The 13392-nt window shown below is 74.2% G+C and carries 12 protein-coding genes; 8 read left to right on the forward strand and 4 right to left on the reverse strand.

Translation table 11 applies throughout. From position 1 onward, the window contains the following. Nucleotides 1-192 precede the first annotated feature (192 nt). From GOBS_RS25855 to GOBS_RS27875, 7 genes are all read left to right on the forward strand, one after another. Nucleotides 193-2520, forward strand: coding sequence for a putative bifunctional diguanylate cyclase/phosphodiesterase (locus GOBS_RS25855; protein ID WP_012950925.1), 2328 nt, complete (start codon nucleotides 193-195; stop codon nucleotides 2518-2520). 181 nt (nucleotides 2521-2701) lie between these two features. Continuing rightward, on the forward strand, nucleotides 2702-4435 hold the full coding sequence (locus GOBS_RS24375) for a RecQ family ATP-dependent DNA helicase (RefSeq protein WP_243697596.1): 1734 nt from the start codon (nucleotides 2702-2704) through the stop codon (nucleotides 4433-4435). Between the two features lie 217 nt (nucleotides 4436-4652). Beyond that, nucleotides 4653-6296, forward strand: a complete 1644-nt coding sequence (locus GOBS_RS24380) for a carbamoyltransferase family protein (RefSeq protein WP_012950927.1) — start codon at nucleotides 4653-4655, stop codon at nucleotides 6294-6296. Between the two features lie 234 nt (nucleotides 6297-6530). After that, a complete protein-coding gene (locus tag GOBS_RS24385; protein ID WP_012950928.1) occupies nucleotides 6531-6980 on the forward strand; it encodes a DUF4383 domain-containing protein in 450 nt (149 codons plus the stop codon). A 266-nt stretch (nucleotides 6981-7246) separates the two neighbouring features. Continuing rightward, a complete protein-coding gene (locus GOBS_RS24390; RefSeq protein WP_012950929.1) occupies nucleotides 7247-7561 on the forward strand; it encodes a DUF3040 domain-containing protein in 315 nt (104 codons plus the stop codon). Nucleotides 7562-7597: 36 nt separating this feature from the next. Continuing rightward, nucleotides 7598-8809 carry an acyl-CoA dehydrogenase family protein gene (locus GOBS_RS24395; protein WP_012950930.1) on the forward strand — a complete coding sequence of 404 codons (1212 nt, stop codon included), beginning with the start codon at nucleotides 7598-7600 and terminating at the stop codon, nucleotides 8807-8809. Nucleotides 8810-8876: 67 nt separating this feature from the next. After that, nucleotides 8877-9251: a DUF1801 domain-containing protein gene (locus GOBS_RS27875; protein WP_012950931.1), complete on the forward strand. Its 375-nt coding sequence runs from the start codon at nucleotides 8877-8879 to the stop codon at nucleotides 9249-9251. Between the two features lie 13 nt (nucleotides 9252-9264). On the opposite strand, the gene GOBS_RS24405 is transcribed toward GOBS_RS27875, so the two are convergent. From GOBS_RS24405 to GOBS_RS24415, 3 genes are all read right to left on the reverse strand, one after another. Next, the gene (locus tag GOBS_RS24405; protein ID WP_012950932.1) at nucleotides 9265-9465 is read right to left on the reverse strand and encodes a hypothetical protein; all 201 of its coding nucleotides are present in this window, start codon (nucleotides 9463-9465) and stop codon (nucleotides 9265-9267) included. Between the two features lie 226 nt (nucleotides 9466-9691). After that, nucleotides 9692-9886 (reverse strand): hypothetical protein, encoded by a 195-nt coding sequence (locus GOBS_RS24410; RefSeq protein ID WP_041241671.1) that lies wholly within the window; start codon nucleotides 9884-9886, stop codon nucleotides 9692-9694. A 162-nt stretch (nucleotides 9887-10048) separates the two neighbouring features. Continuing rightward, entirely contained in the window at nucleotides 10049-11620 is a 1572-nt protein-coding gene (locus GOBS_RS24415) for an LCP family protein (protein WP_012950933.1), read from the reverse strand. 194 nt (nucleotides 11621-11814) lie between these two features. On the opposite strand from GOBS_RS24415, the gene GOBS_RS24420 reads away from it, so the two are divergent. Beyond that, a complete protein-coding gene (locus GOBS_RS24420; protein ID WP_012950934.1) occupies nucleotides 11815-12609 on the forward strand; it encodes an exodeoxyribonuclease III in 795 nt (264 codons plus the stop codon). An 11-nt stretch (nucleotides 12610-12620) separates the two neighbouring features. Here the strand turns inward: GOBS_RS24420 and GOBS_RS24425 are convergent, their stop codons facing one another. Further along, the gene (locus tag GOBS_RS24425; protein ID WP_012950935.1) at nucleotides 12621-13367 is read right to left on the reverse strand and encodes a sulfite exporter TauE/SafE family protein; all 747 of its coding nucleotides are present in this window, start codon (nucleotides 13365-13367) and stop codon (nucleotides 12621-12623) included. Between the last annotated feature and the right edge of the window lie 25 nt (nucleotides 13368-13392).

A 13392-nucleotide genomic window follows, 5' to 3' on the forward strand; every position in this document is an offset into this window, starting at 1 on the left:
GGACCCTGCAGGGGCCGCCGTCCCGCGCGGGTCCACAGTCCTCCTGGATCCTCCGCGTGCTCGGAGTCCACGCTGCGATCCGGGCCGCCGGCCGTCGGTGGACCGGCTCCAGCGGGGTAGGACACCCGGACCCGGGACGAGGTGGGGTGCAGCCGGCGCCCGATCGCCCGCCGGGGAGAGCAGGAGGGCCGGATGCGCCGCTGGTGGCGCCCGCTGATCGTCTCGGTGGTGTACCTGGGGCTCTGGTTGGGGCTGGACGCCATCGCCAGCGTCTTCCAGGCGCGCCAGGAGGTGTCGCTGTGGTACCCCCCGACCGGGCTGAGCTTCGCCCTGTTGCTGGTGTTCGGGCTGCGCTACGCCCCGCTCCTCGTGCTGACCGACCCGCTGCACGGACTGGTGGTGAGCGGTCCGGACGTCAGCTGGGTCAGCGTCTGGCTCGGCGGCGTGCTGAGCACCGTCGTGTACACGGCCGTGGCCTGGCTCCTGCTCCGGCGGCTGCGGATCGACCCTCGCCTCCCCGGCCAGCGTGACGTCGTCTGGCTGCTGGGGCTGGCCGCCGTCGCCGGGCCGTTCGTCGTCGCGGTCGCCCAGGTCCTGCAGTACACCGTCGCCGGGCTGCTGACCTGGGGGGAGTTCTTCCGCGGCGTCCTCGGCTTCTGGTCCGGCCGGGCCACGGGCGTCGGGATGCTGACCCCCGCGCTGCTCGTCGCGAGCCGGCGGGTACCCGCGCTCTGGCGCGACCGGCCGGCGCTCACCGACCCGCTCCAGCTGGGACGGGGAGACGAGCACCCGTCCTGGCCGAGCCGGGTCCGGCCACGGTGGCTGGGCAGGCTCGCCGACCGCGTGCTGGACCAGCCGCTGGAGCTCGTCGGGCAGACCACCCTGCTGCTCGCGACGGTCTACCTGGCCTACGGCGAGCCGGCGGTCGGCGGGCTGGACCTGGCCTACCTGGTGTACGTGCCCCTCATCTGGATCGCCGTCCGTGGTGGGTTACCCCGGGTGGCGTTCGCCGTCCTCGTCGCCAACACCCTCGCCGTGGCACTGGTCGGCCGGGACGTCGTGGAGAGCCCGCTGCGGCTGCAGCTCGGCCTGGTGACCCTCACCCTGGCCGGGTTGACGCTCGGTGCGCTGGTCACCGGCCGGCAGGCCAGCATCGCGGCCGCCGAGCACGCTGCAGTGCACGACTCGCTCACCGGGCTGGCCAACCGGGTCCTGCTCATGGACCGCCTGGACGCCGCGGCGCACCGGGCCGAGCGCAGACCCGACGCCAGGTTCGCGGTGCTCTACTGCGACCTCGACGGCTTCAAGGGGGTCAACGACCAACTCGGGCACGACGCCGGCGACGAGCTGCTCGTGGGGGTCGCGCGCCGGCTGGAGAGGGCCGTGCGGCCCGGCGACCTGGTCAGCCGGCTCGGCGGGGACGAGATGGCCGTCCTGCTCGACGGCGTGACCGGCGTCGAGGAGGCAGCCGGGGTCGCCGAGCGGCTGCTCGCCGCGCTGGCCGAGCCGTACGCCATCGACGGCCGGGAGGTCGTCGTCACGGTCAGCGTCGGGGTGGCGGTCGCCGACGCCGAGGGGCTGGCCCGGCCGCGGCTCCGCGGGGAGCGGGAGGGCCTGACCGGGTCGGACGAGAGCGGGCACGCCGAGGAGGTCCTCCGGGCAGCCGACCTGGCCCTGCAGCGGGCCAAGGCGACCGGAGGCCACCGCTACGAGCTGTTCAACGAACCCCTGCGCCAGCGCACCCGGGACCGGCTGGGGCTGCGCGCCGCGCTGCGCCGGGCGGTCGGAGCCGGAGCGGTGACCGTCGCCTACCAGCCGATCGTGCGGGTGACCGACGGCCGGCTCGTGGCCGTGGAGACGCTCGCCCGGTGGCACGACGCCGAGCGCGGGGACGTGCCGGCGGCGGAGTTCATCGCCCTGGCCGAGGAGACCGGGCTGATCCACGACCTCGGCATGCAGGTCCTCGAGCAGGCCTGCACCCAGGCCGTGCAGTGGCGACGGGTCTTCGGCCCGACCTCCACCCCGCGCGTGGCGGTCAACGTCTCGACCCGCCAGCTGCTCCCTGCGGACTTCGCCCCCCGCGTGCTCGAGCTGCTCGACCGCGTCGGGCTGCCCGCGGACGCCCTCGAGCTGGAGATGACGGAGTCCTGCGCGATGGAGCCGGGGGCGCGGGCAGCCCTGGAACGCTTCACCGCCGCGGGCGTCACGCTGGCCGTGGACGACTTCGGCACCGGCTACTCCAGCTTCGCGGCGCTGCGCGAACGGACGCCGCAGGCGTTCAAGCTCGACCGCTCCTTCGTCGCGCGGCTGCCCGACGACCGCCCGACCGACGCGATCGTCTCCGCCGTGCTCGCGCTCGCCCAGCACCTCGGCGCCACCGTCACCGCCGAGGGCGTGGAGACGGACGAGCAGCTCCAGCGCCTGCGGGAGCTGGGGTGCCCCCAGGTCCAGGGCTTCCTCCTGGGCAGCCCGGCGACCGCGCAGCAGATCGAGCGGGACTGGCTCAGCCGTCCGAGGTGACCGTTCCCCGGAGCGTCGTCCGGCGGCGTTCCACGTGGAACCCCAGGGCCCACCCGACCGTCCCGGGGACCTGAGCGTTCCCCCGGGAACGCCGGCGCCGGCACACCAGGGGTCGACGAGATCGGAGCGATCCGCGACGTCTCCGCAGGAACGCCCGGGTGGCACACCACCAGCGTTCCGTTTGCCGATCGGCGACGCCGGGCAGCCGGTGCCGGTGCCCCGCAAGAAGCAGGACCCCGCAGGGGCGTCCGCCTCCGTCCGCACCCGCCGCATCCGGGAGACTGCGCGAGAGCTGCTCGGCTACGAGGACTTCCGGCCGGGCCAGGAGGAGGCGATGGAGTCCGTGGTCAGCGGCCAGGACACCCTGGCGGTGCTGCCCTCGGGCGCCGGGAAGTCCGCCGTCTACCAGATCGCCGGGCAGCTGGTCGACGGTCCGGTGCTCGTCGTCTCCCCCCTCATCGCGCTGCAGCGCGACCAGGTCGGCCGGCTCGACGATCTCGACGGACTCGACGGCCGGGCCGCCCAGCTGAACTCCGCGCTCTCGGTCGGCGACCAGCGCGCCGCGCTCGAAGGACTCGCGGACGGAACGGTCCGCCACCTCTTCCTCGCTCCCGAGCAGCTGACCAAGCCCGAGGTCGTGGAGGCCATCGCGAAGGCGCAGCCGGCGCTGTTCGTCGTCGACGAGGCCCACTGCGTCTCCGCCTGGGGTCACGACTTCCGCCCCGACTACCTGCGCCTCGGCGGGGTGATCGAGCAGCTCGGTCACCCGACGGTGCTCGCCCTCACCGCCACCGCCGCGCCCCCGGTGCGCGCGGAGATCGTCGAGCGCCTGGGCATGCACGACGCCCGGGTCGTCGTGGCCGGGTTCGACCGGCCGGAGATCCGGCTGGAGGTCGAGCAGCACGCCGACGCCCACGGCAAGGACCAGGCCGTGCTCGACCGGGTCACCGAGCTGATCGGTGACGGGCGGCTCCCCGGGATCGTCTACAGCGCCACCCGCAAGGGCACCGAGGGGATCTCCGCCGAGCTCGCCGAGCGCGGGCTGCGGGTGCGGCCGTACCACGCCGGGCTGAAGAAGTCCGAGCGCGAGGACACCCAGCGCGCGTTCATGGACGACGAGCTGGACGTCGTCGTCGCCACGACCGCCTTCGGGATGGGCATCGACAAGCCCGACACCCGCTTCGTCGTCCACGCCGAGCCCGCCGACTCCGTCGACAGCTACTACCAGGAGATCGGCCGCGCCGGCCGGGACGGGCAGCCCGCGCTCGCCCTGCTCGTGTACCGCCAGGAGGACCTCGGCCTGCGGAAGTTCTTCGCCGCCGGCATCCCGCCGGAGGAGGAGCTGCAGCAGGTCGCCGGCCTGGTCGCCGCCGCGGAGGCCGCCGGCATCGAGGACGGCGTCGACGTCAGGCAGCTGCGCGAGGAGACCGGCCGGCCCGCCACCCCGCTGGCCCGCGACCTCAACCTGCTCGAGCAGGTGTCGGCGGTCGCGCTCGACGAGGAGGGCGCCGCCCACCCCGTGGAGGGGGCACCCAGCCCCGGCGACGCCGCGGCCGCCGCCCGCGAGCTGGCCGAGCACCACGAGCAGGTCGACCAGAGCCGGGTGGAGATGATGCGCGGCTACGCCGACACCACCGAGTGCCGGCGGCAGTTCCTGCTCGGTTACTTCGGCGAGCAGCTGGAGCAGCCGTGCGGGAACTGCGACAACTGCGACGCCGGCCTGTCCCAGGAGCAGCCCGACGACGACGAGACCCCGTTCCCGGCGCAGACCCCGGTGCAGCACACCGAGTGGGGGCCCGGCGTGGTCATGCGCGTCGAGGACGACCGGCTCGTCGTCCTGTTCGAGGAGGTCGGCTACAAGACGCTGGCGCTGGCCGCCGTCCTGGACAACGACTTGCTCGAGCGCCGCGACTGAAGAAGGACCCCGTCCTCCCCTCGAAGGATCCCCTTGCCCCCCGCCACTCGCCACTCGCAGGCTCGCGGCGGGACCCTGCAAGGGGGCCGTCGGAGCTCAGGGCGGGACCCGGGACGGGGCCACGGCGGGACGCGTTCGTCCTGCGAAGTGCGGGCGGCGGCTCGATGATCACCACGGAGACCGGGCGACCCGCGTGCCCGGCGGAAGGAGTACACGGGTGAAGGTCCTGGGCATCAACGCCATCTACCACGACCCGTCGGCGGCCCTGGTCATCGACGGCAGGGTCGTGGCCGCGGCCGAGGAGGAGCGGTTCAGCCGGCGCAAGCACGGCAAGCGCCCACTGCCGTGGAGCGCCTGGGAGCTGCCCGAGCTGTCGGCGGCCTGGTGCCTGGCCGAGGCCGGCATCCGCCCCGAGGAACTGGACGCCGTCGCCTACTCCTTCGACCCCGCGCTGATGGGGACCCCGGAGGAGTCCGGCCTGTTCGACGACGGCGACGTCATGCGCAGGATGTACGCCGAGAAGGCCCCTGACTTCCTGGCCCACGCCCTCCCCGGCCTCGACCCGGCCAAGGTCCGGTTCGTCAAGCACCACGTGGCGCACGCCGCCTCCGCCGGGCTGGCCGCGCCGCAGCGGGACAACTCCGTGCTGGTGCTCGACGGCCGCGGCGAGGCGCACAGCCATCTCGCCGGCCGCTACACCGACGGTTCCCTGGAGGTCCTCGCCGGCCAGACGCTCCCCCACTCGCTGGGCCTGATGTACGAGGACCTCACCGACCACCTGGGGTTCCTGCGCAGCTCCGACGAGTTCAAGGTCATGGCGATGGCCTCCTACGGCAAGCCGCGGTTCGTCGGCGAGCTGTCCGAGCTGATCCGGGCCACCGGCGACGGCGGCTTCCGAACCGAGAAGATCGACTTCACCGAGTTCGCCCCACGGCTGGGCAAGGGCGACGAGTGGACCGAGGCGCACGCCGACCTGGCCGCCAGCGTCCAGCAGCGGCTGGAGGAGGTGCTCGTCGACCTGGCCCGCTGGGTGCACGAGCAGACCGGCGACCGCGTCCTCACCCTCGCCGGGGGCACCGCGCTCAACTGCGTGGCCAACACCCGCATCCTGGCCGAGAGCCCCTTCGAGGAGGTCTGGGTGCAGCCCGCCGCCGGCGACGCCGGGACGGCGCTGGGGGCGGCCCTGCACGTCGCCGCCGAGCTCGGCGAGCGCACCGAGCCGATGCCGGGCGCCGCGCTCGGCCGCGGCTGGAGCGACGAGGAGATCCAGCGGTGGCTGGAGACGGCGGCGATCGACTACGAGCGGCCGGACGACGTCGCCGAGGCCGTGGCCGAGGTGCTGGCCGACAACGGCATCGTCGCGTGGTTCCAGGGCCGGTCGGAGTTCGGCCCGCGCGCGCTGGGCCACCGCTCGCTGCTGGCCCACCCCGGGTTCGAGGCCAACCTGGAGCGGATGAACGACGTCAAGGGCCGGGAGCAGTTCCGCCCGGTGGCGCCGATGGTGCTGCTGGAGCGGGCCCCCGAGATCTTCAGCCGGGGTCCGATCCCCTCGCCGTACATGCTCTTCGTGCACGACGTCGCGCCGGAGTGGGGTGACCGCATCCCGACGGTCACGCACGTCGACGGCACCGCCCGCATCCAGACCATCGATCGGGAGACCGAGCCGCTGGTGCACCGCATGATCGCGGCCTTCGAGCGGCGCACCGGCATCCCGGTGGTGGTCAACACCAGCCTGAACACCGCCGGGCGGCCGATGGTCGACGACCCGCGCGACGCGCTCGAGTGCTTCGGGTCGGCGCCGGTGGACCTGCTCGCCATCGGCCCGTTCGTCGTCCGCCGGCCGAGGCCCACCCCGCGCTGACCCGGGGTCCGACGGGCTCCGATCACCCTTCAGGAGGAGCGACCTGGCGGGGGTGAACCGCGCGGCCGCTGTCCGGCGAACTCCCTGGTGACGGGCCCCGCCCCGCAGGTAACGGTCGGGCAACGGTCGTCCCCCGATCAGGGGACGACCGTTACCGGCCGTCCCCCCGGGGTAATCCGGACCCGGACCGTCCAAGACAGGGCGGACCACGCAAGGCACATCGGGAGGACCCCCATGTCCGCAACATCCGGCAACACCGGCACCGGCCGCGGCGCCATGACCTGGCCCCAGATGCTGGCGCTCGCCTTCGGTGCGATCTACCTCCTGGTCGGAGTCGTCGGCTTCTTCATCACCGGTTTCGGGAACTTCTTCGCCCACGACACCAACCAGACGCTGCTGGGCTTCGAGATCAACGGCATGCACAACGTCGTCCACATCGTCGTCGGTGTGGCCGGCCTGCTGCTGGGCCGCACCTTGGCCGGCGCGCGCACGTACGGCTGGCTGCTGGCCATCGGCTACGGCGCCGCGTTCGTCTACGGGCTGATCGCGATCAACAAGCCGTGGGACTTCCTCAGCATCAACGCCGCTGACAACGTCCTGCACCTCCTCACCGCGATCGTCGGTCTGGCCATCGCGCTGGGCCCGGTGCGCAACGCCGTCACCCACCGCGGTACGCGCGTCTGAGAGAGGACCCCGTCCTCCTCACCGCTCGCAAGCTCGCGGCGAGCCTCTGGACGGGGCCGGGACCCTGCAGAGGGGCCACCCGGAGGCCGGGTCCCGCACGGGGCCCGGCCTCCGGCGCGTCCGGGGCCGGACGCGCGCATGAGGGTCTGGCGGCACGGCCGCCGGCGGCGGAGGCTGGTCGCGGGGCGCGCCCGGGGACGACGCCGACCGCGCCCCGGTCGCGCCCGAGCCCAAGGCGCCGCACGTGCCGAACCGGAGGCCGTGCCGTGGACGACGACGCCGTCCTGCGCGCCCTGGGCGAGGACCTCGCCCGGACCGACCCCGACCTGGCCGCCCGCCTCACCGCCGGCCCCGGCGTGCGCCTGCGGCCGCCCTGCCGCGGTGTGCTCTGGGTGCTGGTACTCGGTGCGCTGGTGGCCGTGGGCGTGCCCTTCCTGGTCGGCCCGGCCGTCTTCGGCGTGATGGCCCTGGTGGTGCTGGTCGGTTGCCCGTTCGTGATCAGTCACTGCCTGCCGTCCACCCCGGACCAGCCGGACGACGACCCCCCGTCCTGGTCGCCCGGCCGCGGAGCCGACCCCTGACGAGACGGTCGTCCCGCCAGGCTCTACGTTGCGCTCATGGACTTCGCTCTCTCCGCCAAGGCCGAGGATGTCTGCGCACGCGCGTGGGACTTCATGCGCGAGCACGTGTTCCCCGCGGAGCCGGTCTACGAGCAGTGGCGGGCCGAACGCGGCCACGACAACCACGAGCACCCGCCGGTCCTCGAGGAGCTCAAGGCCGAGGCGCGCAAGCGCGGACTGTGGAACCTCTTCCACCACGAGCTGGGCGGCCTCTCCAACCTCGAGTACGCCTCGGTCGCCGAGATCACCGGCTGGTCGCCGGTCATCGCGCCCGAGGCGATGAACGTGGGTGCGCCGGACACCGGCAACATGGAGACGCTCATGCTGTTCGGCACCGACGAGCAGAAGCGGCGCTGGCTGGACCCGCTGCTCGAGGGTGAGATCCGGTCGGGCTTCGCGATGACCGAGCCCGACGTCGCGTCGTCCGACGCCCGCAACGTCCAGACGTCGATCGTCCGCGACGGCGACGAGTACGTGATCAACGGCCGCAAGTGGTGGATCACCGGCACCGCCGACGAGCGCTGCCAGATCTTCATCGTGATGGGCAAGACCGACCCGGACGGGCCGCCGCACCGCCAGCAGTCGATGGTGCTCGTCCCCCGGGACACCCCGGGCTTCGAGATCGTCCGGCACCTGCCGGTCTTCGGCTACCAGGACCAGCACGGCCACTCCGAGCTGCGGTTCACCGACGTGCGCGTGCCCGCGTCGAACATCCTGGCCGGCGAGGGCGACGGCTTCATGATCGCCCAGGCGCGGCTCGGCCCCGGCCGCATCCACCACTGCATGCGCGCGATCGGCATGGCCGAGCGGGCGCTCGCGCTGATGGTCGAACGGGCCAAGGCACGCGTGGCCTTCGGCCGCCCGCTGGCCGAGCAGGGGACGGTGCGCGAGAGCATCGCGCTCTCGCGGATGGAGATCGACCAGGCGCGGCTCTACGTGCTGCAGACGGCCGACCTGATCGACAAGTTCGGAGCCAAGGGCGCCAAGACCGAGATCTCCGCCATCAAGGTGGCCGCGCCGCGGGTGGCGCTCGCCGTCATCGACCGCGCGATCCAGCTGCACGGTGGCGCCGGGGTCAGCAACGACACCGTGCTGGCGCGCTTCTACGCGAGCGCCCGCACGCTGCGGATCGTCGACGGCCCGGACGCCGTGCACATCCGCGGGGTCGCCAAGGAGGAGCTGGCGCGCGAGCGCCCGTACGCCGGCTGAGAGAAGGACCCTGGCCGGGCACCGGGCACCGCCGCGGGATGTCGGTGCCCGGTGCCAAGCTGCCCGCGTGCCCACGGACCCCGAGGCCGACGACCTGCTGAGCGAGCACCCCGAGGCGGTCGCGGCCACCGCCCAGCGGCTGCGCACGGTGCTGCTCGAGGCGCACCCGCAGCTCGAGGAGCGGGTGCGCCGCGGCTGGCACTCGATCAACTACCGCGACCCGGTGGCGGGTTTCGTCTGCGCGATCTTCCCGACGGCGGACCGGGTGCAGCTGGTGTTCGAGCACGGCGCCCGGCTGCCCGATCCCGAGGGCCGGTTGTCCGGCACCGGCAAGCAGGTGCGCACGCTCGACCTCACCACTCCCGAGGAGGTCGACGCCGCCGTCGTCGCGACGTTCCTCGACCACGCCGTCGAACTGGGCGCCGCGCTCCGCAGCCGCTGAGGCGGCCGGGACGTCAGGGGGCGATCGTCCCGCCGAAGCCGCCGCCGGCCAGCTTGGCCATCAGCTGCGTGCGGTCCAGACCCGCGGCCTCCAGCGCGTCGCCGTCCCGGTCGGTGTCGATCTCGTCGGGCAACTGGGCGGCGACCCTGTCGGCGGTGTCGTTGTCGCCCTCGGTGTGCAGCACTCGCAGCAGCTCCTGCTTGTCCAGCTTCACGCCCGACCTCCGCTCGGTCCGCCTCCAGGGGGCTCCAGCGTGGTGCGCGTCACCCGGGCGCGCAACGGGAGGGCCCACGGTCACGACCGGGGACGACGGCGTTCACCCGTCGTCTCCCCGGACGTCCTCGGGGGTGACGACGGGGGGACGGGTGGGAGCGGGGGAAGAGACGGCCCCCCAGGCGTTCGTCGCCGCACGGTCGGAGGCCCGGGCCCGGGCGCGCCGGTCAGCGGTGCTGCGCGCGCCGGTACAGGAAGGCCGCCACCGCCGCGAGGACCGCGCCGAGGAACAGCTGCGCGACCCCGACGACGGTCCGGTCGCTGGCGAACCACGTCACCGACGACACCAGCAGGACGACGGCGACGCCGGCCACGAGCAGGGCGACGAGACGCTCGCGGCGGTCCCCCGCGGGTGAGGTCATGCGGCCGACCCTAGGCGGCCCCGTCCCGGCGCCGTCGCGAGCCCGGCGAGGTGCTGGGACAGCCCCCTGCAGGGTCCCGCCGTGAGCCTGCGAGGTGCTGGAACGGCCACCCTTCAGGGCCGCGCCGAGCCTGCGAGGCGTGGGGGGAAGGGTGGTCCTGCTTCAGTCGGCCCGGTTCGGCGGCTCGCCGGCGGCGCGCGCCTCGGCGGCCCGGACGGGGTCGTAGGCGCAGGCGTCGGTCACGTCGGTCGCCGCCACGGGGTCCTCCGCGGGCTCGCCGGGCGCCGGGGTCGCCGAGCCGGGAGCCGGGGTGGGGGCGCCGTCCGCGGCGTCGTCGTCCGCCGGGACCGGGGAGATGGCGTCCTCGACGATCGTGCGCATCCGGTCGTAGTCGGGGTAGGCCGGGTCGATCACGGTGTTGTCGAAGACGACGCTGCGCACCTCCGAGTTCTTGACCAGGAACGCCAGGTCGACGAAGTCGTCGAGGGCCGAGCGCGGGATGTCGGTGCTCACGATGTCCTGCGTGGTGGCGGCCAGCTCCTGGTAGCGCCGCAGCAGGGTGACCGGGTCGGCGGCGTCGATGATCGCGCTGATCGTGCAGCGCTGGCGGGCCATCCGGTCGTAGTCGGTCAGCCCGTAGCGGCCGCGGGCGAACTGCAGCGCCGTCCAGCCGTCCATGTGCTGGGCCGGTCCCGGCTCGATGTAGTCGTCCGGCAGTTCCTGGCCGGAGATGCCGTTGATCGGCACGTAGTAGTTGACGTTCACGGTGATGCCGCCGAGGGCGTCGACCAACCGGGCGAAGCCGTCGAGGTTGACCAGCACGAAGTAGTCGATGTCCAGGCCCAACGCCTCACCGACGCCGAGCTTGAGGAAGTCCGCGCCCGGGTCGTCGGTGCGCCCGAGGATGTCGGGGTACCAGGCCGGTCCGGTGCGGTAGACGGCGTTGAGCAGGCTGTCGGCCTCGTTGGCGCCCTCGAAGCCGTCCGGGTAGACCTCGGCCAGCGGGCTGTCCGAGGGGAAGGGCAGGTCCTGGAGGTTGCGCGGCAGGCTGAACAGCATCGTGTCGCCTGTCTCGGTGTCGATGCTGGCCACGATGACCGTGTCGGTGCGCACGCCCTCGCGCCCCTCTCCACCGTCCCCGCCGAGCAGGAGCACGTTGACCCGCTCCTGGTCGCCGAAGGGGTCGGGGTGGTCGCCGTCGTCCACCGTCGCCGACTCGCGGTCGGCGAAGAGGCCGTCGAGGAGCCCCTGCTGGGCGAGTGCCACCTGGCCGACGGTGACCACCGGGTACGCGATGCCGGCGACCAGCGCGGCGACGAGGAGGCCGCCCAGCAGGTGCTTGCCGCGGGAGGTCCGGGGTGGCAACAGCGCGCGGTAGCCCGCCACGACGACGGCGACCCAGAGCAACCCGAGGACGAGGACACCGCCGAGGACCCAGGTCAGCGCGGTCGGGTCGACCGCGACCCGCGCCGCGGTCCGCTGTCCCACGGTGGCCAGCCAGGCGGCGCCGCCGACGAGCGCGAGGAAGGTCACGAGGACCAGGGCGCCGAGCCGGCGTCGCCCGGCCGCGAGGAACGCCGTCCCCGGGAGGACGGCGTTCAGCACGGTCAGGCCCAGCGCCGCGGGGAAGCCGCGGCCGCGGGCGTGCGACCGGGACCGCGGGCCCTCCGGTGGCGGGGGCAGGGGCCGCGACGGGCCGATGGGACGCGTCACGTCCCACTCGTGCTCGCTCACGTGGTCTCCTCGCTGTCCTCGACCGGGCCCGTCTCGCGGCCCATGCTCCCACTGACCGCGTCGCCGTTCCGGCGTTCCGCCGCCCACCTGCGCGAACACCCGTCCAGGTACCCCGCCGGTGGGCGGACTCACCCCCGACCGGGTGCCCGGAGCCGGGACGCCGCACGCGGAGGCATTCCGTAAGGTCGGTCCCCGTGCGCATCGCGACCTGGAACGTCAACTCGATCCGCACCCGGGCCGACCGCGTCGTCGCCTGGCTGCAGCGCTCTGACGTCGACGTCCTGGCTCTCCAGGAGACGAAGTGCCGGGACGACCAGTTCCCCGAGTCCTGCTTCACCGACCTCGGCTACCAGGTCGCCCACGTGGGCCACTCGCAGTGGAACGGGGTGGCGCTGCTGTCCCGCGTCGGCCTCGAGGACGTCGAGGTGGCCTTTCCCGGCCAGCCCGGCTTCGGCAACCCCGAGCCGGCGGTCGAGGCCCGCGCCCTGGCTGCCACCTGCGGCGGGGTGCGGGTGTGGAGCCTGTACGTCCCCAACGGGCGCACGCTGACCGACCCGCACTACGAGTACAAGCTGCGGTGGCTCGGGGCGCTGCGGACGGCGGCCGCCGGCTGGCTGGCCGAGGACGGCGGCGCGCAGGTCGCCCTCGTCGGCGACTGGAACATCGCCCCGCAGGACGACGACGTGTGGGACGTGCGGGTCTTCGCGCACTCCACGCACGTCTCCGAGCCCGAGCGCGCTGCCTTCCGCGCGATCGTCGACGCCGGTTACGCGGACGTCGTCCGGCCGCACACCCCTGGCCCCGGGGTCTTCACCTACTGGGACTACACCCAGCTGCGCTTCGCCCGCCGCGAGGGCATGCGGATCGACTTCGTCCTCGGCTCCCCGGCGCTGGCCGTCCGGGTGACGAACGCCCTGATAGACCGGCAGGAGCGCAAGGGCAAGGGCGCCAGCGACCACGCGCCCGTGGTGGTCGACCTCCACGACTGACTGGCCAGCGCTCAGCCGCCGAGGACGCCGTCGACCACGGTCGCGACGCCCCCGACCAGCGCCAGGGACAGCGCGGCGGTGCGCGCGCGCGTCGGTGACACGTGCGCGGCCAGCGCGGTGCCGGCCACGAGGCCGACGCCCAGGGCGGCGGCCGCGACTGCCCAGTCCGCGACGGGCAGGGACGGCAGGCCCTTGGCCGCCACCGTGGCCGACCCGACAACGGTGAAGCACAGCTGCGCCGTCGCCGCGAACGCGCGCTGCGGCCACCGCGTGGCGACCGCGTAAACCGTCAGCGCGGGCCCCCCGACCCCTGCGGTCGCGTTCATGAAGCCCGACGCGGCCCCGGCGAGCAGCGCGGGCGCCGTCCCCGTCCCGGACGCGGGGCCCGCGCCGGTCCGCCGGCCGGCCGCGAGGACGGCGAGCAGCGCCACGACGACGCAGCCGCCCACGAGGACCTGCAGGACGGCGGGTGCCGTGTGGCGGGCGACCCAGGCACCCGGGACGACCGCCACCAGTGCGGGCGCGGAGAGCAGCAGGCCCCGGCGCAGCTCCACGTCCCGCCGCACCTGCACCAGGACCAGCACCGAGGCCGCGACCCCCAGCACGTTGACCACGAGGACCCCGGCGAAGGGCCCGAGCAGCAGCACCAGGAACGGGGCGGCGACCAGGGCGAAACCGAGCCCGGTGATGCGCTGGGTCCCGGCGCCGACCGCCACGGCGGCCGCAAGTCCGAGCGCGGGCAGCCAGCCTGCGTCCACGTCAGCGGGCCCGGCCCGGGCGGGC

Origin of the sequence: Geodermatophilus obscurus DSM 43160 (genome assembly GCF_000025345.1) — a bacterium.
Taxonomy (GTDB): Bacteria; Actinomycetota; Actinomycetes; order Mycobacteriales; family Geodermatophilaceae; genus Geodermatophilus; species Geodermatophilus obscurus.

Excerpts from the sequence above, each read along its gene's own strand:
- GOBS_RS25855 (WP_012950925.1), top strand. The coding sequence starts at position 193 with ATGCGCCGCTGGTGGCGCCCGCTGATCGTCTCGGTGGTGTACCTGGGG.
- GOBS_RS24385 (WP_012950928.1), top strand. The coding sequence starts at position 6,531 with ATGTCCGCAACATCCGGCAACACCGGCACCGGCCGCGGCGCCATGACC.
- GOBS_RS24395 (WP_012950930.1), top strand. The coding sequence starts at position 7,598 with ATGGACTTCGCTCTCTCCGCCAAGGCCGAGGATGTCTGCGCACGCGCG.
- GOBS_RS24410 (WP_041241671.1), bottom strand. The coding sequence starts at position 9,886 with ATGACCTCACCCGCGGGGGACCGCCGCGAGCGTCTCGTCGCCCTGCTC.